We start from the raw sequence: 23,788 nt of genomic DNA, 5'->3' as shown, positions 1-23,788 counted from the left end.
GCAAGTATACGCCCGATCGCTAGCCTTGGGCGATCTGGGCCACCAACGCTCTGCGCCGTGCCAGGCTTTCCGCCATTTGTGCCTGTACCTTGGCGTAAATGTGCGGCTGGGCCAGTTCCGGCGTGCCGCCCGTGAACGGCGGAGCCGGGGCGTATTCCAGATAAAGCTGGATCGTCTGGGCTGTGTCTTCGCCGTGCAGTTCGGCGATCAGCGCCAGCGCAAAGTCGATGCCGGCGGTGACGCCGCCGCCGCTGATCACGTTGCCGTCGCGCTCCACGCGTGCTGAGCTTGGCACGGCGCCGAACAGCTTCAGGCTGTCGCGCATCGACCAGTGGCAGGCGGCGCGTTTACCCTGCAATAGCCCGGCGGCGGCCAGGATCAGCGAACCGGTGCACACCGAAGTCAGGTAGCGGGCATCGGCACCCAGCCGCCGGATCTGCTGCATAAAAGCCTCATCTTGCAGCGCCTGGGTGCAGCCGCTGCCGCCCGGCACGCACAGCACGTCGCAGCGCGCGATCTCCGGCAGCGGGCGCAGTTGGGTGAAGTGCAAGCCTTCCGATTCGACATCCGCGCCGTCTACCGAAGCGACGATGATTTCCGCGCCCGGCATGTGGCGCAGAAACTGCAGCGGGCCGGTGAAGTCGAGCTGGGTGACGCCTTGATAGATGGGAAATACAATCACGAGTGGTTCAGACATGACATTCGCCTCATTTTTATCGTTGGACCTGGGCCATAATAGCCGCCCTGTTTTTGGCTGATATGACAGATAACCCTCAAAAAGCGCCATCATGAAAACGATCGGTTTTGTGGTTTTTCCCGGTTTTAACCTGCTGGACTTTGCCGGCCCGCTGGCGGCGTTCGATAACGTCAGCCAGTTTACCGATCCGCCGGCTTACCGCTGCGTGGCGATTTCGCCGCAGGGCGGGATGGTCGCCAGCTCGGCCGGGGTGGAGATCGCCACGCAGCCGTGCGGCGACGAGCGTTTCGATACGCTGGTGGTGGCCGGCGGCAGCGGCAACGTGATGGCGGCGCAGTCGCCGGCGCTGGTGGCGTTCCTGACGACCCACAGCCGGCGCGCGCGGCGCATCGCCAGCGTGTGCACCGGCGCGTTTATTCTGGCAGCCTGCGGTTTACTGGACGGCAGGCGCGCTACCACCCACTGGTATCACGCGGCGCGATTGCAGCAGAGCTATCCGCGTATCCGCGTCGACAGCAACCGCATTTTCATTCGTGACGGCGATATCTGGACGTCAGCCGGCATCAGCGCCGGTATCGATCTGGCGTTGGCGCTGATCGAGGACGATCTGGGCGCCACGATGGCGGCGGGCGTGGCACGGCAGCTGGTGGTCTACCACCGGCGCCCCGGTGGGCAGTCGCAATACTCGCTGCTGCTGGCGTTGAATCCGTCGTCGGATCGCATGCGCGCCGCGCTGTCGTACGCGCGCGAACACTTACATCTGCCGCTGTCGGTGGCGGATCTGGCCGACGCCGCCTGCCTGAGCGAGCGGCAGTTCGGTCGGCTGTTCCGTGCCGAAACCGGGCAGACGCCGGCCAAGGTCATCGAGCAGCTGCGGGTGGAGGCGGCCAGGGTGCGCATCGAAGAGAGCGCCGAGCCGCTGGAGGCGATCGCCCGCTTGGTGGGGTTCAGCGATCCGGAGCGCATGAGGCGGGCGTTTATCCGCGTATTTGGCCTGTCGCCGCAGGCGATCCGCCGGCTCGGCCGCGCGGGATAATTTTTTTGCCACGCCTGGCGGCGGGGCACACCAGAGGAGCAACGGATGTATCAGGATTTTGAGAGCGAATTGAGCTGGGCGACGCGCCATATGCCGCGCACCCGGGCGGCGGTGGCAGCGTTGCCGGACCTGCACGGGGTGCGGCTGGCGTGCAATATGCACCTGGATCTGAAAATGGCGCCGCTGGTGGCCGGCCTGCTGGACAAGGGCGCGGCGATCTTCCTGACCACCTGTAATCCCACCACGGTACAGAACGACGTAGTGGCCTGGCTGGAACGGCGCGGCGCGCAGGCTTACGCCTGGCGTGACATGAGCGTCGGCGAATGGTCGGAATCTTTCGATCGCGCGCTGGCCTGGCAGCCGACCCATCTGTGCGAAATGGGGGCGGATCTGACCACCCGTCTGCACCAGTCGCCGAGCGGCCCACAGATCGTCGCCGGGTTGGAGGCCACCGGATCGGGCATCAGCCGGTTAAACGGCGTGGCGCCGCGCTACCCGATCTTCAACTGGGACGATCTGCCGGTGAAAGAGGGGTTGCACAATCGGCATATGGTTGGGCTGACCGCCTGGCATACCTTCTTCCAGACCACCCATTTGACGCTGCACGAGAAGCGCGTGCTGGTGATCGGTTACGGCCTGGTCGGGCAGGGGACGGCAGCGGCGGCCAGGGCCTACGGCGGCCAGGTGATGGTGGCGGAAATCGATCCGGCGCGCGCGCTGCAGGCGCGTTATGACGGCTGGCAGGTGGTGGATCTGGCGAGCGCGATCGCGCAGGCGGACGTGATCGCCACCGCGACCGGCGCGAAAAACGTGCTCTCGGCGCAGCATCTGCAACAGGCGCAGGACGGCGTGTTTATCCTCAACGTCGGCCACGTGGCGGAAGAGATCGACGTCGGCTTCCTCAAGGGCTTGCCGCACCACGAGCCGATGCCTTATGTGAACGCTTACCAACTGAATGAAAAGACGGTCTATTTGCTGGCCAATGGCTCGATGTTCAACCTGACCGCCGGCTATGGCGACAGCCTCAACGCCTTCGACGTGACGCTGGCGGTGATGGCGGCCGGCATCGGCCATATCGTCGGCGCCGGGGCGCGGCAAACGCCGGGGCTGTACCTGCTGCCTCAGTCGGCCTGGCAGCCGGCGCTGTAACTTTTTCTACGCGGGCGTTCATCCCAGAGCGCCCGCGGGCTGCGTCGTTTTTCGGCCGACAGAATTTGTCACAAATCCGCCATACAATCCCAGTGCCAAGCGCTGAACCCTCACATATAATTCGCTGAGTTCAAGCCCCCATTTCAGAGTAATGCCTGTGAAAATACGTGTTTTGGTTCTGACCCTGCTCGCTTTGCAGGCGGGCGCAGGCTTTGCGCCGCGCGCGCTGGCCAGCGACAACGCCGCCGCCGTACACGCCACCCAGCCGGAGCTGGCCTCCGGCAGCGCGATGGTTGTCGATATGCAAACCCATAAGGTGATGTACGCGCGCAACCCGGATGAAGTGGTGCCGATCGCCTCGATCACCAAGCTGATGACCGCCATGGTCACGCTGGACGCGCACCTGCCGCTCGACGAGATGCTGTCAGTGGACATCCACCAGACGCCGGAGATGAAAGGGGTGTATTCGCGGGTACGGCTGAACAGCGAAATCAGCCGCAAGGACATGCTGCTGCTCGCGCTGATGTCGTCGGAAAACCGCGCGGCCGCCAGCCTGGCGCACCACTATCCAGGGGGCTACAACGCCTTCATCAAAGCGATGAACGCCAAGGCCAGGGCGCTCGGCATGACCAATACCCATTATGTGGAACCGACCGGGCTCTCTATTCATAACGTGTCGACGGCGCGCGATCTGACCAAGCTGCTGATCGCCACCAAACAATACCCGTTGATCGGCCAGCTCAGCACCACCACCGAGCGCATGGCCAGCTTCAAAGACCCGAACTACACGCTGCCGTTCCGCAACACCAACCACCTGGTGTACAACCCGAAATGGAACATCCAGCTGACCAAGACCGGCTTCACCAACCAGGCGGGCCACTGCCTGGCGATGCGCACCATGATCGGTAACCGCTCGGTGTCGCTGGTGGTGCTGGACGCCTTCGGCAAATATACCCACTTCGCCGACGCCAACCGGCTGCGCAGCTGGATCGAAACCGGCAAGGTGACGCCGATCCCGGCCGCCGCCCGCGACTATCGTCGCCAAAAAGACGCCAGCTTGGCGAAAAACGCCACCGAATGACCCGCCTGGCGGCCTGCTCATTTGCAGCAGGCCGCTATCGGCCCTCGGGCCGCCTGATGACAAATCCCCGCTCGCGATCGCCGTCGAAACCTGCTTTGAGATAAAGCTGGTGCGCGCCGGTGCGTTGCTGCCCCGACAGCAGCATCACCTTGTAACAGCCCTTGCGCCAGGCCAGCTGCAGCGCGTATTCGATCATCGCGAGCGCCACGCCGTGGCCGCGATAGGGCTCCGCCGTCACCACATGCTCAATAACACCGAACGGCTGCGCCTGGTGTGCCAGCCCCGGGATCAGCGCCAGCATGCAGGTGGCGATCGGTTGTTCCTCGTCCGCTGCCACCACCAGACGGATCGCCGGATCGTCCAGCAGACGTTGCAGGGTGCGGCGCGCATCGTCGGCGCGCAGCGGCGCGTCCTGCGGGCGCAGCTCGCGATATAAGGCTAACAGGCCGTTGAGATCGTCCGGCTGCGCCAGGCGATGAATGATGCTCATGGTTGCTCCTTTCCGCCGCTTCAACGGTAATCCGCTATCCTCCATTAATACCACAACGATTGCCGGAGGGGATGTTATGAGTCAGGTTTCGACCTTTGTCATGTTCCAGGGAGAGGCGCAGCGGGCGATCGATCTCTACAGCCAGGTGTTCGAGCGTTTTCGGCTCATGCAGGTACAGCATTACGACCCGACGCCGGACGGCCGGCGATTGATCAAGCATGCTGCCATCGATTTCGATCGGCAGAACCTGGTGTTTATCGATAGCCCGATCAGCCATGACTTTAGCTTTACCCCGGCGGTGTCGCTGTTCATCAACCTGCCTAACGAAGAAGCGTTGGAGCGGGCGTTCCACCGGCTGGCGGAGGGCGGCAAGGTGCTGATGCCGCTCGATGACTACGGCTTCAGCGCCCGTTTCGGCTGGCTCAACGATCGTTTCGGCCTTTCCTGGCAGCTCAATGTGCCGGCGGGCGATCTGCCCTGACGCTAAGGGAGAATGTGCAAAAGAATGGTAATTACTGCTGTTATTTCATATTGTTATCACCATTTTGGCGAGGAGCTTTGCCGTAGGAAATACCGACAACATCATGGAAAGGTGCGCTTTGATTGATTTTGACCGCTATGTTGAGCAAGCGAAGTCTTACGGCGAGTGGCCGGGCGGGCATGTGGAGATGTCGTCCGGTCGCGTTGAGGGATTGAGCTATCGCCTGTATCGGCAAACTGCCGCGAGTGCAGACGTGATGGTGGTGTATCACGGCGGCGGGGTTAACAGCGCTGCCGGGTATGACGTCCTTGCGCGCCAGCTGGCCGCCGAGCCGACGCTCGCGGTGTGTCTGGTCGATATTCGCGGACATGGCGATTCCAGGGGAGAGCGGGGGACGGTTGAGCGGCCTGAGCGTATTTGGCGCGATGTCGATATCATCCTGGCAGAAATGCGCTGCCGGTTTCCGCTGGCGCGCAGACACCTGCTTGGCCATTCGAGCGGCGCCGGCATGTTGCTCAACTACTTGACCCGTTACCCTGGCGAACAGCAGGCGGACAGCCTGATCATGCTGGCGCCCGAGCTGGGTCCATTTTCCGGGATGGCCCGCGATCTGGCGGCGGAGGCCCGTTTTGCTCAGGTGCGACAATGGCCGTTTGTCGCCAATGCGCTCAGCGGCGGGCGCTGGTTTGGGCAATCCCGGGCGGTCAGCCTGAATTTTCCCCCGGCTGTGCTGGCCGCCGCCCCCGATTTTGTCTGCCAATACAGCGTCAATATGGCTAACGCGTTGACGCCACGCATCCCGGCAAAGCAACTGGCGGCGCTGCGATTGCCGACCTTGCTGCTGGCGGCAGCGCAGGATGAGCTGTTCAATGCGCAAGCGATGCAGCGCTTCGTCGAACAGCATGGCAGTGCGCATGTTGCCTTTGGCTTGCTTGAGGGCAGTACGCATTTATCGTGCGTTTTTGAGGCCCACGGTCATGTCCTGCGCTATCTCGCGGGCGTATTCGCTATCGCATCCGATTGAGACGTATGCGCGTAGCTGTTTGTTTATTAATCACTTCTTCTCCACCGCTAACTGGACGGAGGAGTGGTGATTAAGATCACGAAATTAGTTAATAAATCTTTATGGATTTGATTGCATAATGTTAACATCCTGCCGCTTTCATTAGGCTTGCTAATGATATTCTTATTGTCAAGGAATGCTCAGGATGGATTACCAAAACGTCTTTCAATTGACGGATCAGGAAAGAAACGAGTTATTTTCGGCATTAGATAAAATTGCTTACGATCCCGCCGGCGGTGATGCGTATATTCACGCTATACGTTCGGCCATGATCACCCACTTACCCCACAGATTAAGCGCTGCATTAAGCCAGCAAAAGGCGTCAATCAAACCACGGCCTTATCTTATTTTAAAAAATGTGCCGGTGGATAAAGAAGTGTTCTTTTCCCCTTGTCCGAACCAATATACGCCTTCGGCCAAATCAGGGAATATCAGTGAAAACCTGTTGGTCGGCATCTCTTCGCTAATTGGTGAACCCTATTCGATGTATTTCGAAGGGAAAGAACTGATTAATAATCTGATCCCCAAACGCGAAGCCAAAAAAGAATATACCGGTCTGGGGTTCGATGTTGAATTGGATTTCCATATTGAAAATGCGGCCCTGAAACACCTGGAGCAGTTCAACGTCTCGCCGATGGGGTTGCTGTTAGCCGGCGTGCGCCGCGATCCGCACAGCCCGATGACGCGTATCTCCGATTCGCGTTTGGCTATCGCTCAACTGAGCCACGAGGACGTCGAAACGCTGGCCAGCCCGCTGTACAGCATCAAGCTGCCATACCGTTGGCGCCAGTCCACGCAGGCCGGGCGCGAAGAAACCGCGCTGGTGCCGCTTATTTCGCAAAACCATGTTCTGCCGGATGTGAGCGCCGTTTTCTATCCCGGCATGATTGCCGCCAGCACGCCGCGAGCGGAAGCCGCGCTGGAGCGTTTCTACGGGCTGGTGAAAGAAAATGCCATCGGCATCGATATTTGCCCGGGCGATTTGGTGTATATCGATAACCGTTTTGCGCTGCATTCACGCGATAAATTCACGCCATCTTTCGATGAAAGAGATACGCCGTTGCGCTGGGTGCAACGCGTCTTCATTTCGGCAAGCTTGTGGAATCACCGCAACCTCAATCAGGTTGAAGAGCGCATTTTCTCGATTTAAGGTTATTATTCATGCTGAACGTTTTTCTTTCTATATTGCCGATTTTTTTGTTAATCGTGCTGGGCTATTTGTCAAAGCTCTATGTTAAAGACGTTGCCGTATTTTGGGGCTTTTCAGACAAATTCGTTTATTACCTGTTTTTTCCGGCGCTGTTGATATTGGATATCAGCGAGGCGGATTTTAGCGGCGCGGACAGCTTTTATCCCGTTGTGGCGACCATAGTTTCCACGCTGGCCATCGCGTTGATTATTTTCGTTGGCAAACTGTTTTTCAATACGTCGGCCGATCTGTTTACCTCCATTTTTCAGGGCGGAGTCAGATATAACTCTTATGTATTCATCGCGCTGTCGCAATCGCTGTTCGGCAGCGAGGGGGTGGCGCTGTCCGGTTTCTTCGTGGCCTATATGATCATTCTGACCAACATCATGAGCGTGTTGGTGATGAACCATTACGGCACCGGCAGCAAGAAAAGCCTGAGCGGCGCGCTGCTGGCGCTGACGAAAAACCCGCTGATCATCGGCGCGTTGTTCGGGGTGCTGATGAACCTGTGCAACCTGCACATCACCGGCGCGCTTAAACAGCTGTTCGTATATCTCTCCAACGCCGCCACGCCGCTGAGCCTGATGTCGGTCGGCGCAGGGTTGATCGTCAGCATGCATATTCGCAAGCTGGTTTCCATCTCTTATGCGACCGTGCTGAAACTGGTGGCCATGCCGCTGATTACCATTGCGCTGGTGCACTATTTCGGCGCCACCGGCGTGCCGGCCAGCATCGCCATTCTCTACTCCGCCGTGCCTTGTGCCGGCAACGCCTATATCCTGGCGCGGCAAATGGGGGGCGATCATGAAGCGATGGCCTCCATCATCACCTGGACGACGCTGCTGTCGGTGATTACCGTCACCTTCATCCTGGGCAGCGTAGCGCTTTAACGCCGGCGCCGGGCGGCAATCGCCCGCCCGGCATTTTCCGAGATCCTCCCATATCCTTTCATGATGCTTTACCGCTATGCTAAACATAGAATGGCCCGTGAATATGAAAAGGATGAATCATTTTGGCAGGAAGTAGCTTACTTACCCTCATCGACGACATTGCCTCGTTGCTGGACGATGTCTCGTTAATGAGCAAGATGGCGGCGAAAAAAACCGCCGGGGTGCTGGGGGACGATCTGGCGCTCAACGCGCAGCAGGTCACCGGCGTTAAAGCCGACCGCGAGCTGCCGGTGGTGTGGAGCGTCGCCAAAGGCTCGCTGATCAACAAGGCGATCCTGGTGCCGCTGGCGCTGCTGATCAGCGCCTTCGCGCCCTGGGCGATTACGCCGCTGCTGATGGTGGGCGGCGCCTATCTGTGTTACGAAGGGTTCGAAAAGGTGTTTCACAGCCTGAGCCACGGCAAGGCGGCGCAGGAGGAAAAATCGGACGGGCCCGGCGCCAATGAGGACGCCGCGGCTTATGAGAAGCGCAAGGTGAAGGGGGCAATACGCACCGACTTCGTGCTGTCCGCCGAGATTATCGCCATTACCTTGGGCACCGTCGCCGGCGCCACCTTTAGCCAGCAGGTGATCGTCTTGTGCGGCATCGCCGTTGTGATGACGCTCGGCGTGTACGGCATCGTCGCCGGCATCGTTCGGCTGGACGATCTGGGGCTGTATCTGAGCCGCAAACGCAGCGCAGTGGCGCGCTCCCTCGGCGGCGGCATCGTGCGCGCCGCGCCTTATCTGATGAAAACGCTGTCGATCGTCGGCACTGTCGCCATGTTTATGGTCGGCGGCGGCATCCTGACCCACGGCCTGCCGCCGGTGCATCACCTGTTCGAAGACTGGGCCTCGTACACCACCGTGGTGCCGACGTTTGGCCATCTTTTGCAGGGTGTGGTTCCGGCACTGCTGAACGTGGCGTTCGGGCTGGTGGCCGGCGGCGTGGTGCTGGCGGTGGTGTCGGCGCTGGGCGCGGTACGCGCGCGTTTCAAGGCATGATGAAAAGTCTCGCCCCGGAAGGGGCGGGACGTATGAGACGGATTAAAAGATCAGTTTGAGAACGCCGGTAATCGTCAACAAACCCACGATGAAGATGATGGCGACAATCCACAGAATAATTTTCATTCACTTCTCCCTTACCGGTTAGATGGCGTGCGCGATTGGCGCTAACTCAATGAAATCCCTCTTCACTATAGACGCTAACTTCCTATCGTGCGTCGCCATGCATTCAAGGATGCCGATTGTCGCCGTCACCCAGCGCGCGCTGCATAATCTGCGTGTCACGCCATTCCCCCAGTTTGAACCCCACGGCCTTTAACGTTCCGGCGCTGGTAAAGCCGAGCGACTGGTGCAGCGCCAACGAACCGCGGTTGGCGGCGGAATCACCGACGATCGCCAGCATCTGGCGCCAGGGGCCTTGCTCGCAGCGGGCGATCAGCGCGCTCAGCAGCGCCTTGCCGACGCCTTTCCCCTGTTGCCCTTCGGCGATATACACCGAGTCTTCTACGGTAAAGCGATAGGCCGGCCGGGGGCGATATGGTGTGGCATAGCAGTAGCCCATAACACGGCCTTCGCTTTTCGCCACCAGCCAGGGCAACCCGGCTTCCCGCACCTTGCCTAGCCGCAGCTGCATTTCCGCCAAGGTCGGCGGCTGTTCTTCAAACGAGGCGGCACCGTACAGCACGTGGTGAGTGTAAATTTGCAGCACGGCGGCCATATCGTCCGGCGTGGCATCGAGGAGGCTGAGTACGGGAGCGGAGAGCGTCATGGTAATGCCTGTTTACCTTGGAAATCAGCGGATAAACGCCATTATGCGCGCCGCTCGCCGCCGGGATAAATCGGGTTTTCTTATGGTGAGATAAGAAAATCCTATGAGCTATTCAGCCGCGCATCAGCCGGGCCACGGCCTGGCGCAGATAGGCCAGCAACGGCGGAGTCAGCCAGGTGCCCTCGGTCAGCGAGGGTTCCCGTTCCATCGCTTCACGGATCTTCATCTGCGTCGCCGGGTTGGTGCCGGCATAGGATTGGAACAGCGCCAGCCAATCGGCCGCCAATCGCACCGCCTCCGGCGAATCGGCAGGTATGCCGTCGTTCATCGCTTGATGGAATTGAGCGATCAGAGCCGGCCACTCCTGCAGGCGGGTGAAATAGTGTTGACGCACATAGGCGTACTCTTCCACCGACAGGTATTTTTGATAGACAGCCAGCTTGGTTTCGGCAAAGGCGCGGGTGATGTAGTCCGTCATCGTCGGTGTAATGCCGGTCTGTTCGCGCATCGACGGTTCGTCGGCGTGCATGGCGTTCAGCCGGGTGAGAAAGGCCGGGTTGCCGGCGGTGTCGCGTTCCAGCATCAGCATCCAGCGGCGTGCCATCGCCTGAGCCTGTGGCGCCTGAGGTTCGATGCCTTCCGCCATCAGTTGTCCCACGCTGCTCACCAATGCAGCCCATTCCTGATTGCGGGTGGGATCAGCTTGGTAGAATGGTAGTTGCATCAGCTCATCGGCGGTAAAGTATTTATCGTACATGGTCATTAACTCCAACGTAGTCAGCCAGTCGTTCAGTTCTGGTTCGTGCCCGGCGGAAAGTTGGGCATGCATGTGCTGCAGCCGGCCGCGCAATGCGGCGATCTGTGCCAACTGCTGCTCCAACATGGCGATCTGCTGCTCAATCACCGCCGGAAGCGCTGGCCCTGAACGCGCGAGAATTGCCCCGACTTCCGCCAGCGAAACGCCCATCCGGCGCAGCGCTTGGATGTGATGCAAGCGGGTGATGTCAGCCCGGTTGTATAAACGATAACCGGCGTCGGAACGCGCAGAAGGGACCAGCAAACCAATGCTGTCATAGTGATGCAGTGTGCGAACGGTAATGCCGGAACGGCGCGCCAGTTCGCCGACTTTCAATAACATATGTAGCTCCTCCCTTGTGCGTGCCGGGATACTAAAGCCTGACGCCACGTAAGGGTCAAGAGCGGGAAGAAAAGGTGACGTTTTAAAAATCGGTAGGCGCCAGAGAGGCAAAAGCCCAGCTGGATGGCTGGGCTTCGCAGGTCCCTGAAAGGGAGGGTATAGCATAAGGGCCTTTATCGGCTACGGCGACAATTTCACCTGATTTGTCTGTTTTGTCAACAACAGCGTACTGGTCAGAACAGCATATTTATGGCATTGATCGACTTAATGACGGCGCGTTGTATGTCAGCAACAAGCTCGCGCGACAGACACTGGGTAAGAAAGCCTCTCTCTTTACGGGCTCTGTTCAGCCGTTGGCGGCTGACTTGCTGCACCAGATCGCCCTTTGCCCAGCGCGTTTGCGGATGAAAGAATCTCATATCTTCGATGAGTTCACGCGTAATTTCGATGTGCAATCCCCGTTCGATCTTGTTCGAATCTCTGGTGGTCGACAGCGGTACGATAATGCAGGCGTTGCCGTTAATTTTGCCGTTTAACACAACAACTAAACGGTTCTTCACCATTTCTGGTGGAATGTGGCCATCATAAAAGCCGGCTTCATGCGGTTGGCAGACTGATAGGGGATAGTTGCCATAGTTGCACTCGAGAATTTCCCCGACCTTGGGGGCAAATTTGATCGGCATCGATACACTGCTTTGTTGTGAACAATCCGTGTTATGGAGGAATGAGCATGCGGGCGTTTTGCTTTTAGAGAAAGGTGTGGCGTAAGGAAACGGGGAATGAAAGTGAAATATTGCGGATTCGTGCGCAGAATCCGCCTTGATGGTGGCCGAATTTACCAGCCTTTCACCGCGCCGCCGTTGAAGATTTTCTCGGCGGCTTTGGCGACTTCGTCCGACTCATAGGCCTTGATGAAGTTCTGTACGTTTGGCGCGTCCTTGTTGTCTTCGCGGGTGACGATGATGTTGGTGTACGGTGAGTCCTTATCCTCGATGAAGATGCCGTTTTTGGTCGGCGACAGGCCGGTCTGGTTGATGTAGGTGGTGCTGATGACGGCGACGGTGACTTTCGGATCGTCTAACACGTGCGGCAACTGCGCGCCTTCCAGCTCCATGATCTGGTAATGATGCGGGTTGGCGCTGATGTCCAGGGCGGTGGGCAGCAGCCCTTTACCTTGTTTCAGCGTAATCAATCCGGTTTTTTCCAGCAGCAGCAGGGCGCGCCCCAGGTTGGTCGGATCGAGCGGGATGGCGATCACCGCGCCGTCCGGCAGCTCTTTCAGCGATTTTATCTTTTTGGAGTAGCCGGCCATCGGGAACACGAAGGTATTGCCGACCGCCACCAGCTTATAGCCGTGATCTTTGTTTTGCTGTTCGAGGAACGGGCGGTGCTGAAACACGTTGGCGTCCAGTTCGCCTTTGTCGGTGGCGTCGTTCGGCAGCAGCGAACCGCTGAAGCCGACCAGCTCGACCTCCAGCCCGTATTTCTCTTTCGCCACCTGCCTGGCGACTTCCGCCACGTCCTGTTCCGCGCCGTTGATGACGCCGACTTTGATATGGTTTTGGTCGGTTTTTTGATCGCAGCCCTGAAGCGCCAATACAGCGGCGAAGGCCGCCGCCAGAGGGGTGATACGCCAGCGTAAGGTCATCGAAGTCTCCCTGAAAAGAACAATAAAATCAGTTGGTTTTTGTCCTTACAGCTAAGCCTGAACCGCCGGTGAAGTCAAACGCTCGTTCAGCATAAACGGCTATAGCTTATAGCCGTTATGCGGCGGTGATTATCGGCTGAGCGAACGCAGCACCACGATGCCCGGCGTAGCCATCACGTAATCCATAAAGGGTGAGTCGACGACCTGCATGTTGGCCTTGCGCGAGGAGGCGTTGCGCAGCACCGGGCCATGGTCGGTCATCACGAAGATGCCGGTGTGGGTCACGTCCAGCCCGGCGAGGTTGGTGTAAATACCGATGTAGTCGCCGGTGCGCAGCTGGGCCAGCACCTTGTCGTCGACGTTGTCGCTGGGAATGTAGGTGACGCTGCGCTGCACGTTGGGCAAGCCGGGCAGGTAGCTGCTGCCGTCCGCCTTTTGATTGAGGTTTTTCACGAGGGTGACGGCGTGCGGGCTGAGCTGGGCGGTGATGTCTTCGGCCACTTTTTTCGGCCGCTGCGCCCAGTCGGTGAAGAAGTGTTTGCGCTGCGGGAAGGCGATGTTGCCGTCGACGTAGCGAATGTCTACCAGGCGCTGAACGAACTCGGCTTCGCTGCGGGCGGTGCTGAGCGCTTCCACATAATCGATGTAGGTGAAGCAATCCAGTCCGCGGAAGTCGATCACCAACTGCTCAGGCGTGTTCTGCGAACCGATCAGACGGTTGGCGAGATACGGCGTGCCGAGAAACTCGCGCGAAATCAAATCGACGGTGCGGCCATGCGGCTGCGCGGCGGGCCAACCGGCGCGCAGCGCGAGGATCTCACGCAGCTTGCTGCGGGTGCTGGCGTCCATCTCCGGCTGCACGCCCGGCGGCGAAACGGTGACGTCGGTCGGCGGCGTCGCGGGGGAGACGGCGGTGGAGCGTTCGGCGCATCCGCTCATAGCGATAGCTAACATCAGTAAAACAGCCTTGTTCTTGTTCATACGGCCCTCCCTGGGTGTCGCTGGCTTATCAGAGTAAGTGATAACAGTTCTCATCCGATGGTAGGGGTTAAAAAGTAAACATCACCTCAATGGCAATCGATAAATCAGTAACCGATTTCGCTATTGAACGGCAAATACCAGAACAGCGCGATTTCGTGATCGGCGATCTCCGGTTCGGCGCGGTACAGCAAACGGTCGATGCCGCCGAGGATAAACCCGTAATGCTGGTAACAGCGGCAGGCCGCCAGATTGTTGTTCTGCGTTTCGAGCATCATACCTGAGGTTTCCTGCTGCCGCGCCCACCGTTTGGCGCAGTCCAGCAGTGCCCCGGCGATGCCCTGACGGCGCGCATGAGCACTGACGGCGATCTCGTCGATCAGGGTGTAACCGTTCCAGTTTTTGCTCAGCGTGATATGGCCAACGGCGTCGTTCTGACGATACGCCAGGAAGGTCACGCTGTCTTCGTTGGCGAACGGCGCCAGCGGATACCGTTTGCGAAATGGTGCCACCGGGCGGGTTGGCCAGCTGTCGACCGGGCTGTCGAACTGCGGCAGAGCGTAACAGGCGATGGTGAAGCTGAAATCGCCGCGCGTCAGATAATCGTCGGGCAGCGCCTCAATGGCCGCGATGCGGATGGCCGGGTTCATTACGGCAGCTCCCGCAAAAGACGCGCCGGGTTGCCGACGTAGATCCCCTTGCGGGTGATGTCGCGGGTCACCACCGCCCCGGCGCCGATCACCGCGTCGTTGCAGATCTCTACCGCCAGGATCGTGGCGCCGGAGCCGATGGACACCCGATCGCCGATGCGCGTGCGCCCCCAACTGGCCGGATCGGCGTTGGGCGCGCCCTCTTTGAACAGATCGTTGGCGAAGGTGACGCCGTGGCCGACAAAGCACGCTTCGCCGAGGGTGACGTATTCGCAGATAAAGCTGTGCGACTGAATTTTACTGCGTGCGCCGATGCTGACGTGGCGCTGGATCTCGACGAACGGGCCGACGAAGACATCGTCGCCGAGCCGGCAGCCGTAAAGATTGCAGGGCTCGACAACGGTAACGTTGCGCCCGGCGTCGACGTCGACGATCCCCGCCTGACGGGTGGTGATTATGGATGACATGACCTTCCTCGCAGCCTGGTTTTTATGGTGGGAGTATAAGACAAAGCGCTGCGGCGTTGCGCTTTCCGCACGTTTTTTCGCCGAAAGACTATAATTAGCACAGGGGAGAGAGCCCCGTGGCCGCAATCCTCGCACGGGTAGCAGTCCGTCGGAGGTGTGAAATTCGTTCGCCGATCGCGGCCTACGGCGAGATAGGAGGTGTCTCATGGTCAGTCATGTTTGGGGACTTCTGGCGCATCCCAGCGCCGAGTTCGAACAGATCAAAAGCGAGAATGAAAGCGTCTCGCACCTATACACCCATCACGTGTTGCTCTTGGCAGCCATCCCGGTGGTCTGCGCCTTTATCGGCACCACCCAGTTGGGCTGGCTCTCCGGCGAGGGACATGCCATCAGGCTCGACATGTTTACCGCGTTTTATACCGCCGTGGCGTTCTACCTGCTGATGCTGGCAGGCGTAGCGGCCATGGGGAAAGTCATTCACTGGATGGCGCGGCGTTATGAATCGCGCCCAAGCCTGCACCGCTGCATGGTGTTCGCCGGCTACGTGGCGACCCCGATGTTCCTCAGCGGGATTGTGGCGCTCTATCCGGTCGTCTGGCTGTGTCTGTTTGTCGGCATTATCGGCCTGTGCTATTCGGGCTATCTGCTGAATCTGGGGATCCCGCACTTCCTGAATATCGACAGTAAGGAAGGGTTCATCTTCTCCAGCTCGACCTTCGCCATCGGCATTCTGTTGCTCGAGCTGCTGCTTGGGGTGACGGTGCTGCTGTGGGGGTACGGTTCCTGGTTGTTCTGAGTTAACGGCTGTTGTTGCCCCCGCGCCGGTGGAACGGCGCGGGGGCTTTTGCTTTTATGCGCGGCGGAAAACCAGCATCACGCCGAGCACGATGCCCGCCATGCCCAGCAGGCTCAGCGCGGCTAGCGCGTGGCCGAGCAGCAGGTAATCCAGCAGGGCGGTCACCGCCGGGATCAGGTAGAACAGGCTGGTGACCTGCACCAGGTTGCCGCGCTGGATCAGGCGATACAGCAAGAACGTCGCCAGCACCGAGATCACCACCGCCATCCACAGCAGCGGCAGCACGAACGCCGGCCGCCATTCGACCCGCAGCGGCTCAAACGGCAGTGCCAGCGTACACATCAATAATCCGACGGCATACTGCAGCGGCAAGACCGCCAGCGGCGGCTGCGTCATGCCTTTTTGCAGCAGGGTGCCGGCGGTCATGCAGCCCAGCGCGATAAAGGCGAACAGCATGCCGCTCAGCGAGAAGTGGGCCACCATCAGGCTTTGGTACACCACCAGCGTCAGCCCGACCATCGCCAGCGCCAAGCCGAGTGCCCGCAGCCCGGTGCAACGTCGCTCGGTGATGAACTGGGTGAGGATCGGCTGTACGCCGAGCAGCGTCGCCAGCACGCCGGGCGTAATACCTTGTTCCAGCGCCAGCAGATAGCAGATTTGATAGCTGCCGATCATCAGCACGCCGATCAGCACGACGCGCCAGCGGGTGCCGGGGGCGGGGAGACACTGGCGCTGCCACAGGCCGATGACCAACAGCACCGCCAGCGCGATGGCGCAGCGGAAGAACAGAAAAGCGAAGGCGGAGGCGTGCTCCAACCCCCAACGGGAGAAGATCGCGCCGCTGCTCCAAAGCAGGACGAACAGCGTAGCCAGGCCGGCATTGGCCCAGAGAGAAGGGAATCGCATATCAATTTCACCTGTCGTGAAAATTACAGGCTCCGGCGCGCGCGGCGGTCTACGCCTGAACGCAACAGATCAATAAGCCGGAGGTAAAAGTCGGTGTGGCTTAGCGCACAACCACAATGCGTGGCGGGTAAGCGGCAACCGCTGAAACGACAGAGGAAACGGCGGGTGGGGCAGAGGAAGCACACAGCAAAACGACGGCCGGAGCGGTCGTAAGAGTCGGATCTGTGCTGTGCGCCAACGGAGTCATAGGGGTTCCTGCAAACCGGAAATAAAACTAATCGCTTCAAACATAACCAAGTTCAGCGGTGCGTGCAATCGGAAATCACAATGATTCAAATGATAATGAAAATCATTATCATTAATTAAAAGGTGTGCTATGTTGCTTTTGCCGCGCAGTGTTGACGCAGGGGCGCGGCTTGCTCCCAGTCTCGCGGCACGCAGCGCGTGCGGCAAAAGAGGTTGCGATTCGCTTTTGCAGAAGGCGCGGAATCGTGGTAAAAATATTGATATGTTATAATATAACAATTGACGCATAATGAATTCAATTCACGACACCCTCCGCGTTGATGGAGTTAGCCTGACCGGCCACGGCGGGGCATTGATACTCGACAACATCCATTTCGCGCTCCGTTCCAGTGAAAAGCTGGCGGTGATCGGCCCTAACGGCAGCGGCAAGTCCAGCCTGTTGCGCGCCCTGATCGGCGAAACGCGGCCGGACAGCGGCGGCATTTACTGGCGAGGGCGCGCCTTGTCCGAGTGGCCGGCGGCGGAACGTGCCAGAAGCATCGCCTTTCTGGCACAAAACGATCTGCCGGATTTGCGGCTGTCGGTTGAGGACTACGTGGCGTTGGGCCGTTTACCGCATGGCGAACGCTCTGCGACGGGAAAGCGCATTGTTGACGAGGCCATCGGGGAAACCGGGCTGGCGCCGCTCAGGCACCGCCCGTTGGGGCGGCTCTCGGGCGGTCAGCGTCAGCGTGCTGCACTGGCCCGGGCGTTGGCGCAGTCTCCCGATCTGTTGTTGCTGGATGAACCGACCAATCACCTCGATCCGCCCGGGCGCTCGGCGCTGCTGTCGTTAGTGAAAAATAAAGACATTGCCGTGATTGCAGTGCTGCACGATTTGCCCGTGGCAGAGGCGTTTGCCGATCGGATCCTGGTGCTCAACGAAAGCCGCCAGGTAGCCTGTGGTACGCCCGAGGCGGTGTTGCAGACCCCGGTGATTTTGCCGGTGTTCGGCATGAACAGTTTCAAGGTGGCGCACCCCGTCAGCGGGAAAACGCTGCGTATTTTTGACGTTCCCCATTGCGCTTGATAAACCAGAGAGAAACATGAACACACGCGTATTCCCCCTGCTCCTGCTGCTGGCCGGCGGGGCGGCGGCGGCCGAAAAATTTCCCGTCACCGTAGAAAGCTGCGGTACGCCGGTCACCTTCAACCAGGCGCCGCAACGCGCCGTCATCAACGACATCAATATGGCCGAGATGGCCTTTGCGCTCCATTTGCAGGATCGCATTGTCGGGCTGACCGGCATCACCGGCTGGTACAAACTGACGCCCGACTTCAAGGCCGCGATGGGCGCCATTCCCGAACTGGCGCCGAAATATCCTGCTCTGGAAACGCTGCTGGCAGCGCAGCCGGATTTCTTCTTCGCCGGCTGGAATTACGGCATGAAGATCGGCGGTGACGTCACACCGGAGACGCTCGCCCCGTTCGGCATCAAAACGCTGGTGCTGAGCGAGAGCTGCGTACAGGCCGGCGGGCGGCCGCAAAAGGCCGATATGAACCTGCTGTATGACGATGAGCTGAAGCTCGGCAAGATTTTCGGCAAGCAGCAAGAGGCCACCGCGCTGGTTGCGGGCTGGCAGCGCCGGTTGGCTGCGCTTCCCGCCAGGCCGGCGGGCCAGCCGCCGCTTAAAGTGTTCGTCTATGACTCGGGGGAGGAGAAGCCTTTCACCAGCGGCAGATACGCTATGCCGACGGCGATCGTCGAAGCGGCGGGCGGCCGCAACGTGATGGACGACTTGCCGGCGAGCTGGACGACGGCGTCCTGGGAAGCGGTGGCGGCGGCCGAGCCCGACTTCATTATTCTGCTGGATTACCAGACCGGGTCGGGCGCCGATACGCTGCGGCGCTTCCTCGAGTCTCACCCGTTGATGAAATTGACCCCCGCCGTACGGCACCACCGTTATCTGAAACTGCAGTATGCGGAGCTGACGCCGGGGCCGGCCAACATCGGCGCGGTGGAAAAGCTGGCGCGGGCGCTGTACGCGCCGGAGGCTGAATGAATTCGCCGACCCGGCGGTTTATGCTGCTCGCACCGCTGGCGCTGTCAGTGTTGTGCGGGCTAATGATCTGGAGCCTGCAGCTGGGCAGCGTCGCGTTGTCATGGCGACAGGCGTTTGCGGCGTTAGGGCTCGGTTCGGCGCCGCTTTCCGGCATGCTGGACACCATCGTCGTGCAACTGCGGGTGCCCAGGGCCTTGTTAGCGGCGTTAACCGGCGCCGGGCTGGCGATGACCGGCGCGCTGCTGCAGACCACCACCCGCAATGAGCTGGCCGATCCTTTTTTGTTTGGGCTCTCCTCCGGCGCCTCCGCCGGCGCGGTGCTGGTCATCACGCGCTTTGGCGATGCGCTGGGCGCGCTGACGTTGCCGCTGTCCGCTTTCGCCGGCGGTATTTTGTCGGCGATGGCGGTGATGATCCTGTTTCGCGTCAGCCGGGTCAGGCGCGCCGAGCAGCTGATCGTCTGCGGGCTGGCGGTCTCGTTTTTGTTCAGCGCGCTCACCAGCTACCTGGTGTTTTCCGGCGATCAGCGGGCGGCCGGTTCGGTGTTGTTCTGGTCGCTGGGCGGGCTGGGGTTGGCGCGTTGGGATAATCTGTTCATTCCGCTGGCGAGTTTTGTGCTGCTGGCCGGGTTTACGGCGCTGCGTTGGCGGGCGCTGGATGCGCTGCTGGCGGGCGAGCAAACCGCCCATTCGATGGGGGTCAATGTGGCGCGCCTGCGCACCGAGACCTTTCTGTGTTGCGCACTGTCCACGGCGTTTCTCGTTTCGTTGACGGGCGTGATTGGGTTTGTCGGGCTGATGGTGCCTTATCTGGCCCGGCGCCTGGTGGGCGTGCGCCATCGCTTGTCCGTACCGATGTGCGGCCTGCTGGGGGCGATGCTGCTGACCGGCGGCGACATGCTCAGCCGCAGCCTGATCCCCCATCAGGAGCTGCCCATCGGCATCATTACGGCGGGGCTGGGGGGCGCGTTCATCGTCTCCTTGCTGCTGCGCGCGGAGCGGTGAACACCGCCCTGTCTCAATAGAGTTCCAGGTGCAGGCGCTGCTGCTCGATCAGCGTCTGCCACAGGTTTTCCGCCCCGCAGGCTTGCTCCAGCGCCGTCGCCACGGCATGTTCTAGATACTGGCGATTGCCGCACAGGTAGACATGCGCTCCCCGCCGCAGCAGGCCGCTGATGGCATCGGCATGATCGCCGATCGCATGCTGCACATAATATTTGGCGGCGGCGTCGCGCGAGAATGCCGTGATGAGCCGTGTGAGTACGCCCGTCGCGTTCAGCGTGACCAACTCCTCGCCATACAGGAAGTCTTCATCGCGCCTTTTCTCACCGAAGATCAGGACGGTTTCACGCCGTTCGCCCTGGGCAGCCATTTCGCGCAGTAAGCCAATCAACGGTGCGATGCCGGTACCGGTACCGATAAGCAGCACCGGCAAGGCGGTGTCGCGCGGCAGGTAAAAGCCGGGGTTGGCGCGGCAGAAAAGACGGAAAGGACCGGGATGCTTGAGCAGCCAGCCGGTTGCCGTGCCGCGCCGTGTGCGGTCGCCGCGTTCATAACGCACGTCGCGAACGCACAGATCGAGGCTCTCTTCCCGCGTTGCCGAAGCGATGGAGTAGGCGCGCGGTAGGCAAACGGGCAGCAGCGCCAACAGGTTCTCCAGCGTGATCGCGTGCGGCGGGCAAAAATCGTGCAGCACGTCCAGCAGATCGGCGCCGTACAGATAACTCTCCAGGGCTTTGCGCTGACGGATCTTCAGCAGGCCTTTGAGCTCTTCGCTGTCGGCCAACTGCGCCAGCTCGCGCAGCGTCGTTTTGCTGAGCTGGCGCAGCTCCCGGCGCCGCAGCGCGTCGACGGCCTCCGGCCTGCCGAGCCAGTCTGCCAGCCGGGACAATAATCCTTCGTCGTTCTCCGGCAACAGATAGACGGTATCTCCCGCCCGGTAAACGATGCCGCTTCCGGCGATATTCAGCCGCAGATGCCAGGCTTGCGGCGTGCGAGCGCTGAGCGGCCGTCGTTCGAGGAGGGCGGCGCTGAACGCATGGTCTTCACCGTAGGCGGTCACGCGCAGATGCAAGTCGCGACCCGCCTGGGCATCGCCGGCCAGCACCTTACCCAGCGTCGTCAGCCAGGTGGTGAAGAACGGTTCGAAGTTAACGTCGGCGTCGACGCGATTGACGATGGCGCGGGCGCCGTATTGCGTCAGGCGCGCATCCAGCGCCTGCGTGAAGCCGCAGAAATGCGGGTACGCGGTGTCGCCGAGACCAAAGATGGCGTAGCGCAACCGGGGGGGATCCGGCCATTGCGCCAGCGCGTCGGAAAAACGCTCGGCGTTGGCGGGCGGTTCGCCGTCGCCAAATGAGCTCGAGACGATCAACAGGATGTCACGCTCGCCCACATCGGCGGGCTGGATGGCGTTGAGTTCTTTAACCATGGGGCGGTAGGGTTGCAGGCTGCTTTGCTCGCCCAGGCGCATCGCCAGCGCCCGGGCGTTGCCCGACTCCGAACCGTAACCAATCAGGATGCGTTCGATGATGTCGGCCATAGCGGTTACTTGTCGTAGTGGTTGTCGAACTGTTCTTTGGCGAATTCCACCGATTCGAAGTCGGTCATCAGATCGTTGATCACGCGGCGGATGCTGATATAGGCCTCGATATTGCCCTGGGCGTCATACAGCGGCTGCACCGTGGTGTCGACCACGTACAGCACGCCGCCCTTGCCGACGTTCGGAATGATGCCGGTCCAGATACCGCCCGCCTTGATGGTGTCCCACATCGCTTTGTAAACGGCTTTCGGCACGGAAGGGTGGCGCACGATGCTGTGGGGCTGGCCCACCAGCTCTTCCCGGGAAAAGCCGGTCAGTTGACAGAACAGGTCATTGACGTAGGTGATGGTGCCCTGCAGATCGGTGGTGGAGATCACCATCACTTTATCGAGCGCGGCCAGCAGCTGGGCGGAATCGAGGGTTTGACTCATGGTAGGTTCCTTCTCATTAACTTCGCGGTGAATGCCACGGCGGATGTCATGTATCCGTCATGACAGCTTTGTAATTAATTCTCATTTGCGATGATGGGGTGAATGGTAATCGGGAATTTTATAAGTTGCAATAAAAATGCATCTTTAAAGGCGCAGAAAGATCGCGATGAGGCAGGTAGGGCAGAGGAGGCCCGCGCCGGGTGCGGCGGCGGGCCGATCGTGCGGCGTTTAGCGGGGGTCTTCGGCCCAGCCTTTGCGTTTGCTGGTTTTGCCGATGCCGGGGTTGAAGCTGTTGGTTGGATCGGCGGTGCGGTAGAACGTTTGCAGATCCGGTTTGGCGTGGTACAGGTGGCCAACGTTATGCTCCGCCGGGTACTCGGCGCCGCGCCGGTTGAGGATCTCGAGCATCTTTTCTTTCAGCGCATGGCTGTCCACGCCTTTTTTCACCACGTAGTCCTGATGGAAGACGTGGCACATAAAGTGGCCGTAATACAGCTTATGCACCAGCTGGCTGTCGATCTCCGGCGGCAGCGTTTCAAACCAGTCGGTGTCGTTGCGGCGCAGGGCGATATCCAGCGCCAGAATATCCTCCACCTTGTCGGCGTGCACCGCGTGGTAGCGCACGGCGGCACCGGCGGCGGCGAAGCGGTGCAGGAAGGCCTTTTTGCCTTCGTCAGGCGTGCAGGCGAAGAAGGCGCCTTCGGCCTGGGCGAAATAGTCGGTCAGATAGCGCTGTGCTTCGTCTACGCCGGGGCCGGCCATCTTCAGCAGCAGGTGGTGTTCGAAACGTTCGCGGTATTCCTTCATGCGCTTCGGCAGGTGGCTCGGTGCCAGATGGCTCAGGCCCTGCATCAGCCGATCGGTCAGGTTGTGCGGCAGCAGCGGCAGCTTGTTGAGGCTGGCATCCATGCGGCCTTTCAGGGTGAAGAAGCGCGGCATCTGATCGGTGCCGAGCTTGTCGATCATCATGAAGGTGTCTTTGCCGTACACCTCGGCGATGTCGAAGATATCACGGTGCATGTACTCACCGGCCACCGGCAGGTTTTCGAATTTGCTCAGCATGTGGCGGCGCAGTTCGGTCAGCACCGCGGTGTGGTTGGTGCCGATATAGAACACCTGCTCTTTGCCCTCTTTCTCGAAGGTGTCGAGCCGCACCGCGAACACCGCCAGCTTGCCGGCGCAGCCGGAGGCTTCGTACAGGCGGCGTTTGTCGGCGTTGAAGCGGGAAGGGGTGTCGGCATCGACGTCGCGCACCCGGCTGGCGTACTCGTTATCCGAGGCGCGCAACTCGCCGTACTCGACGTCTGTCGGGCGATAGTCGCCTTTTTCTAACCGGGTGAGGATCTCTTCCGGCGTGTCGCCAAGCCGGATGCCCAGATGGTTCACCAGGCGCAGCTGGCCGTCTTCCCCTAACTGGGCGTACAGCGCCATTTCGGTATAGGCCGGGCCGCGTTTCACCAGCGAGCCGCCGGAGTTGTTGCATACGCCGCCGATCACCGAGGCGCCGATGCAGGAGGAGCCGATCACCGAATGCGGTTCGCGGCCGTAGGGTTTGAGCAATTTCTCGAGGTGGTGCAGGGTGCTGCCGGGGAAGCCGACCACCTGCTTGCCGTTGTCCAGCACCTGAATATGATCGAGGCGCAGAGTGCTGACGATGACGATGTCGCGGTCATAGTCGTTGCCGCTGGGGGTTGACCCTTCGGTCAGGCCGGTATTGGCGGCCTGCATAATGACGATTTTGTCGGCAGCCACGCAGGCCTGCAAAATGCGCCACAGCTGCAGCAGGCTAGTGGGAAACACCACCGCCAGCGCCTGGCCTTCGCCGGAGCGGAACCCCTTGCGATACCGCTCGGTGTTGCGATCGCCGGTCAACAGCTGCGGGCCGCCGACGATGTCTTTGAGCTGATTGATAAACGTCTGATTGCCTGACTGCATGCTGCCTGTCTCCCTGTCATCTCCGTCGCTTTAACCGCGGCGCCGGAGTGCCGCACATAAGCTAAGAGGTTATCAAGTGAATAACTTATTAAGCTATCAGCTTGTTAAGCTAATGGCTTGCG

Annotated in this window: 27 protein-coding genes; 12 read left to right on the top strand and 15 right to left on the bottom strand. The window is 60.3% G+C overall.

The window, feature by feature from the left end; genetic code table 11:
* Nucleotides 1-19: 19 nt before the first annotated feature.
* Nucleotides 20-697, bottom strand: coding sequence for a DJ-1/PfpI family protein (locus tag QMZ29_RS14655; protein WP_261424247.1), 678 nt, complete (start codon nucleotides 695-697; stop codon nucleotides 20-22).
* 91 nt (nucleotides 698-788) lie between these two features.
* Between QMZ29_RS14655 and QMZ29_RS14650 the strand changes: the two genes are divergently transcribed.
* The 3 genes from QMZ29_RS14650 (at nucleotide 789) to pbpG (ending at nucleotide 3,963) form a co-directional block, all read left to right on the top strand.
* Nucleotides 789-1,733, top strand: coding sequence for a GlxA family transcriptional regulator (locus QMZ29_RS14650; RefSeq protein WP_141970252.1), 945 nt, complete (start codon nucleotides 789-791; stop codon nucleotides 1,731-1,733).
* A gap of 45 nt (nucleotides 1,734-1,778) precedes the next feature.
* Nucleotides 1,779-2,882, top strand: coding sequence for an adenosylhomocysteinase (locus QMZ29_RS14645; protein WP_147822932.1), 1,104 nt, complete (start codon nucleotides 1,779-1,781; stop codon nucleotides 2,880-2,882).
* A 151-nt stretch (nucleotides 2,883-3,033) separates the two neighbouring features.
* A complete protein-coding gene (gene pbpG, locus QMZ29_RS14640; RefSeq protein WP_025301951.1) occupies nucleotides 3,034-3,963 on the top strand; it encodes a D-alanyl-D-alanine endopeptidase in 930 nt (309 codons plus the stop codon).
* Between the two features lie 34 nt (nucleotides 3,964-3,997).
* Here the strand turns inward: pbpG and QMZ29_RS14635 are convergent, their stop codons facing one another.
* Complete coding sequence (locus QMZ29_RS14635) at nucleotides 3,998-4,453, bottom strand: GNAT family N-acetyltransferase (protein WP_016928647.1); 456 nt, start codon at nucleotides 4,451-4,453, stop codon at nucleotides 3,998-4,000.
* 76 nt (nucleotides 4,454-4,529) lie between these two features.
* Between QMZ29_RS14635 and QMZ29_RS14630 the strand changes: the two genes are divergently transcribed.
* The 5 genes from QMZ29_RS14630 (at nucleotide 4,530) to QMZ29_RS14610 (ending at nucleotide 9,119) form a co-directional block, all read left to right on the top strand.
* Nucleotides 4,530-4,934, top strand: coding sequence for a VOC family protein (locus QMZ29_RS14630; RefSeq protein WP_049203833.1), 405 nt, complete (start codon nucleotides 4,530-4,532; stop codon nucleotides 4,932-4,934).
* Between the two features lie 118 nt (nucleotides 4,935-5,052).
* The gene (locus QMZ29_RS14625; protein ID WP_238476078.1) at nucleotides 5,053-5,958 is read left to right on the top strand and encodes an alpha/beta fold hydrolase; all 906 of its coding nucleotides are present in this window, start codon (nucleotides 5,053-5,055) and stop codon (nucleotides 5,956-5,958) included.
* 184 nt (nucleotides 5,959-6,142) lie between these two features.
* Nucleotides 6,143-7,147, top strand: a complete 1,005-nt coding sequence (locus QMZ29_RS14620; RefSeq protein ID WP_147822934.1) for a TauD/TfdA family dioxygenase — start codon at nucleotides 6,143-6,145, stop codon at nucleotides 7,145-7,147.
* A gap of 11 nt (nucleotides 7,148-7,158) precedes the next feature.
* The gene (locus QMZ29_RS14615) at nucleotides 7,159-8,076 is read left to right on the top strand and encodes an AEC family transporter (RefSeq protein WP_025301959.1); all 918 of its coding nucleotides are present in this window, start codon (nucleotides 7,159-7,161) and stop codon (nucleotides 8,074-8,076) included.
* Nucleotides 8,077-8,198: 122 nt separating this feature from the next.
* Complete coding sequence (locus QMZ29_RS14610) at nucleotides 8,199-9,119, top strand: DUF808 domain-containing protein (RefSeq protein ID WP_025301960.1); 921 nt, start codon at nucleotides 8,199-8,201, stop codon at nucleotides 9,117-9,119.
* A 42-nt stretch (nucleotides 9,120-9,161) separates the two neighbouring features.
* On the opposite strand, the gene QMZ29_RS25840 is transcribed toward QMZ29_RS14610, so the two are convergent.
* The 8 genes from QMZ29_RS25840 to QMZ29_RS14575 all read right to left on the bottom strand — a co-directional run bounded on the left by QMZ29_RS25840 (nucleotide 9,162) and on the right by QMZ29_RS14575 (nucleotide 14,769).
* The gene (locus QMZ29_RS25840) at nucleotides 9,162-9,245 is read right to left on the bottom strand and encodes a small membrane protein YohP (RefSeq protein ID WP_016928643.1); all 84 of its coding nucleotides are present in this window, start codon (nucleotides 9,243-9,245) and stop codon (nucleotides 9,162-9,164) included.
* Nucleotides 9,246-9,348: 103 nt separating this feature from the next.
* Entirely contained in the window at nucleotides 9,349-9,888 is a 540-nt protein-coding gene (locus tag QMZ29_RS14605; RefSeq protein WP_060432638.1) for a GNAT family N-acetyltransferase, read from the bottom strand.
* 112 nt (nucleotides 9,889-10,000) lie between these two features.
* A complete protein-coding gene (locus QMZ29_RS14600; protein ID WP_025301962.1) occupies nucleotides 10,001-11,026 on the bottom strand; it encodes a MerR family transcriptional regulator in 1,026 nt (341 codons plus the stop codon).
* A gap of 233 nt (nucleotides 11,027-11,259) precedes the next feature.
* Entirely contained in the window at nucleotides 11,260-11,709 is a 450-nt protein-coding gene (locus QMZ29_RS14595; RefSeq protein WP_173889656.1) for a type II toxin-antitoxin system PemK/MazF family toxin, read from the bottom strand.
* A 152-nt stretch (nucleotides 11,710-11,861) separates the two neighbouring features.
* Nucleotides 11,862-12,674 (bottom strand): MetQ/NlpA family lipoprotein, encoded by an 813-nt coding sequence (locus QMZ29_RS14590; RefSeq protein WP_197835381.1) that lies wholly within the window; start codon nucleotides 12,672-12,674, stop codon nucleotides 11,862-11,864.
* A gap of 129 nt (nucleotides 12,675-12,803) precedes the next feature.
* A complete protein-coding gene (locus QMZ29_RS14585) occupies nucleotides 12,804-13,655 on the bottom strand; it encodes a DUF1460 domain-containing protein (protein WP_043136781.1) in 852 nt (283 codons plus the stop codon).
* A gap of 104 nt (nucleotides 13,656-13,759) precedes the next feature.
* Nucleotides 13,760-14,302 (bottom strand): GNAT family N-acetyltransferase, encoded by a 543-nt coding sequence (locus QMZ29_RS14580; protein WP_025301965.1) that lies wholly within the window; start codon nucleotides 14,300-14,302, stop codon nucleotides 13,760-13,762.
* Nucleotides 14,302-14,769, bottom strand: coding sequence for an acyltransferase (locus tag QMZ29_RS14575; RefSeq protein WP_261127434.1), 468 nt, complete (start codon nucleotides 14,767-14,769; stop codon nucleotides 14,302-14,304). Before QMZ29_RS14575 ends, QMZ29_RS14580 begins: the two co-directional genes overlap by 1 nt.
* Nucleotides 14,770-14,974: 205 nt before the next feature.
* Between QMZ29_RS14575 and QMZ29_RS14570 the strand changes: the two genes are divergently transcribed.
* Nucleotides 14,975-15,565 (top strand): Yip1 family protein, encoded by a 591-nt coding sequence (locus QMZ29_RS14570; protein WP_025301967.1) that lies wholly within the window; start codon nucleotides 14,975-14,977, stop codon nucleotides 15,563-15,565.
* Between the two features lie 54 nt (nucleotides 15,566-15,619).
* Here the strand turns inward: QMZ29_RS14570 and QMZ29_RS14565 are convergent, their stop codons facing one another.
* A complete protein-coding gene (locus tag QMZ29_RS14565; RefSeq protein ID WP_099816723.1) occupies nucleotides 15,620-16,471 on the bottom strand; it encodes a DMT family transporter in 852 nt (283 codons plus the stop codon).
* Nucleotides 16,472-16,714: 243 nt separating this feature from the next.
* On the bottom strand, nucleotides 16,715-17,005 hold the full coding sequence (locus tag QMZ29_RS14560; RefSeq protein WP_127146440.1) for a hypothetical protein: 291 nt from the start codon (nucleotides 17,003-17,005) through the stop codon (nucleotides 16,715-16,717).
* Nucleotides 17,006-17,069: 64 nt separating this feature from the next.
* Between QMZ29_RS14560 and QMZ29_RS14555 the strand changes: the two genes are divergently transcribed.
* Genes QMZ29_RS14555 through QMZ29_RS14545 form a run of 3 tightly spaced genes read left to right on the top strand, consistent with a single transcriptional unit; the run spans nucleotide 17,070 to nucleotide 19,763 of the window.
* Complete coding sequence (locus tag QMZ29_RS14555; RefSeq protein ID WP_049203840.1) at nucleotides 17,070-17,786, top strand: ABC transporter ATP-binding protein; 717 nt, start codon at nucleotides 17,070-17,072, stop codon at nucleotides 17,784-17,786.
* 16 nt (nucleotides 17,787-17,802) lie between these two features.
* Complete coding sequence (locus tag QMZ29_RS14550) at nucleotides 17,803-18,759, top strand: ABC transporter substrate-binding protein (RefSeq protein WP_049295211.1); 957 nt, start codon at nucleotides 17,803-17,805, stop codon at nucleotides 18,757-18,759.
* Entirely contained in the window at nucleotides 18,756-19,763 is a 1,008-nt protein-coding gene (locus QMZ29_RS14545) for a FecCD family ABC transporter permease (RefSeq protein WP_060432641.1), read from the top strand. The genes QMZ29_RS14550 and QMZ29_RS14545 overlap by 4 nt, the downstream gene beginning before the upstream one ends.
* Before the next feature lie 13 nt (nucleotides 19,764-19,776).
* On the opposite strand, the gene QMZ29_RS14540 is transcribed toward QMZ29_RS14545, so the two are convergent.
* From QMZ29_RS14540 to dld, 3 genes are all read right to left on the bottom strand, one after another.
* Nucleotides 19,777-21,300 carry a flavodoxin domain-containing protein gene (locus QMZ29_RS14540; RefSeq protein ID WP_261424232.1) on the bottom strand — a complete coding sequence of 508 codons (1,524 nt, stop codon included), beginning with the start codon at nucleotides 21,298-21,300 and terminating at the stop codon, nucleotides 19,777-19,779.
* A gap of 5 nt (nucleotides 21,301-21,305) precedes the next feature.
* The gene (locus tag QMZ29_RS14535) at nucleotides 21,306-21,731 is read right to left on the bottom strand and encodes a PAS domain-containing protein (protein WP_023447580.1); all 426 of its coding nucleotides are present in this window, start codon (nucleotides 21,729-21,731) and stop codon (nucleotides 21,306-21,308) included.
* A gap of 228 nt (nucleotides 21,732-21,959) precedes the next feature.
* On the bottom strand, nucleotides 21,960-23,666 hold the full coding sequence (gene dld, locus QMZ29_RS14530; protein WP_025301973.1) for a D-lactate dehydrogenase: 1,707 nt from the start codon (nucleotides 23,664-23,666) through the stop codon (nucleotides 21,960-21,962).
* Nucleotides 23,667-23,788: the final 122 nt, after the last annotated feature.

It is taken from the genome of Serratia sp. PF-27 (assembly GCF_030053255.1).
In the GTDB taxonomy this organism is placed as follows: Bacteria; Pseudomonadota; Gammaproteobacteria; order Enterobacterales; family Enterobacteriaceae; genus Serratia; species Serratia bockelmannii.
Note: the sequence above shows the minus strand (reverse complement) of the source record. Positions and strands in the feature narration are given on the sequence as shown.

Coding starts and splice junctions, on each gene's coding strand:
- QMZ29_RS14655 (WP_261424247.1), bottom strand. CDS start 697: ATGTCTGAACCACTCGTGATTGTATTTCCCATCTATCAAGGCGTCACC.
- QMZ29_RS14650 (WP_141970252.1), top strand. CDS start 789: ATGAAAACGATCGGTTTTGTGGTTTTTCCCGGTTTTAACCTGCTGGAC.
- QMZ29_RS14645 (WP_147822932.1), top strand. CDS start 1,779: ATGTATCAGGATTTTGAGAGCGAATTGAGCTGGGCGACGCGCCATATG.
- pbpG (WP_025301951.1), top strand. CDS start 3,034: ATGCCTGTGAAAATACGTGTTTTGGTTCTGACCCTGCTCGCTTTGCAG.
- QMZ29_RS14635 (WP_016928647.1), bottom strand. CDS start 4,453: ATGAGCATCATTCATCGCCTGGCGCAGCCGGACGATCTCAACGGCCTG.
- QMZ29_RS14630 (WP_049203833.1), top strand. CDS start 4,530: ATGAGTCAGGTTTCGACCTTTGTCATGTTCCAGGGAGAGGCGCAGCGG.
- QMZ29_RS14620 (WP_147822934.1), top strand. CDS start 6,143: ATGGATTACCAAAACGTCTTTCAATTGACGGATCAGGAAAGAAACGAG.
- QMZ29_RS14615 (WP_025301959.1), top strand. CDS start 7,159: ATGCTGAACGTTTTTCTTTCTATATTGCCGATTTTTTTGTTAATCGTG.
- QMZ29_RS25840 (WP_016928643.1), bottom strand. CDS start 9,245: ATGAAAATTATTCTGTGGATTGTCGCCATCATCTTCATCGTGGGTTTG.
- QMZ29_RS14605 (WP_060432638.1), bottom strand. CDS start 9,888: ATGACGCTCTCCGCTCCCGTACTCAGCCTCCTCGATGCCACGCCGGAC.
- QMZ29_RS14600 (WP_025301962.1), bottom strand. CDS start 11,026: ATGTTATTGAAAGTCGGCGAACTGGCGCGCCGTTCCGGCATTACCGTT.
- QMZ29_RS14595 (WP_173889656.1), bottom strand. CDS start 11,709: ATGCCGATCAAATTTGCCCCCAAGGTCGGGGAAATTCTCGAGTGCAAC.
- QMZ29_RS14590 (WP_197835381.1), bottom strand. CDS start 12,674: ATGACCTTACGCTGGCGTATCACCCCTCTGGCGGCGGCCTTCGCCGCT.
- QMZ29_RS14585 (WP_043136781.1), bottom strand. CDS start 13,655: ATGAACAAGAACAAGGCTGTTTTACTGATGTTAGCTATCGCTATGAGC.
- QMZ29_RS14580 (WP_025301965.1), bottom strand. CDS start 14,302: ATGAACCCGGCCATCCGCATCGCGGCCATTGAGGCGCTGCCCGACGAT.
- QMZ29_RS14575 (WP_261127434.1), bottom strand. CDS start 14,769: ATGTCATCCATAATCACCACCCGTCAGGCGGGGATCGTCGACGTCGAC.
- QMZ29_RS14570 (WP_025301967.1), top strand. CDS start 14,975: ATGGTCAGTCATGTTTGGGGACTTCTGGCGCATCCCAGCGCCGAGTTC.
- QMZ29_RS14565 (WP_099816723.1), bottom strand. CDS start 16,471: ATGCGATTCCCTTCTCTCTGGGCCAATGCCGGCCTGGCTACGCTGTTC.
- QMZ29_RS14560 (WP_127146440.1), bottom strand. CDS start 17,005: ATGCGTCAATTGTTATATTATAACATATCAATATTTTTACCACGATTC.
- QMZ29_RS14550 (WP_049295211.1), top strand. CDS start 17,803: ATGAACACACGCGTATTCCCCCTGCTCCTGCTGCTGGCCGGCGGGGCG.
- QMZ29_RS14545 (WP_060432641.1), top strand. CDS start 18,756: ATGAATTCGCCGACCCGGCGGTTTATGCTGCTCGCACCGCTGGCGCTG.
- QMZ29_RS14540 (WP_261424232.1), bottom strand. CDS start 21,300: ATGGCCGACATCATCGAACGCATCCTGATTGGTTACGGTTCGGAGTCG.
- QMZ29_RS14535 (WP_023447580.1), bottom strand. CDS start 21,731: ATGAGTCAAACCCTCGATTCCGCCCAGCTGCTGGCCGCGCTCGATAAA.
- dld (WP_025301973.1), bottom strand. CDS start 23,666: ATGCAGTCAGGCAATCAGACGTTTATCAATCAGCTCAAAGACATCGTC.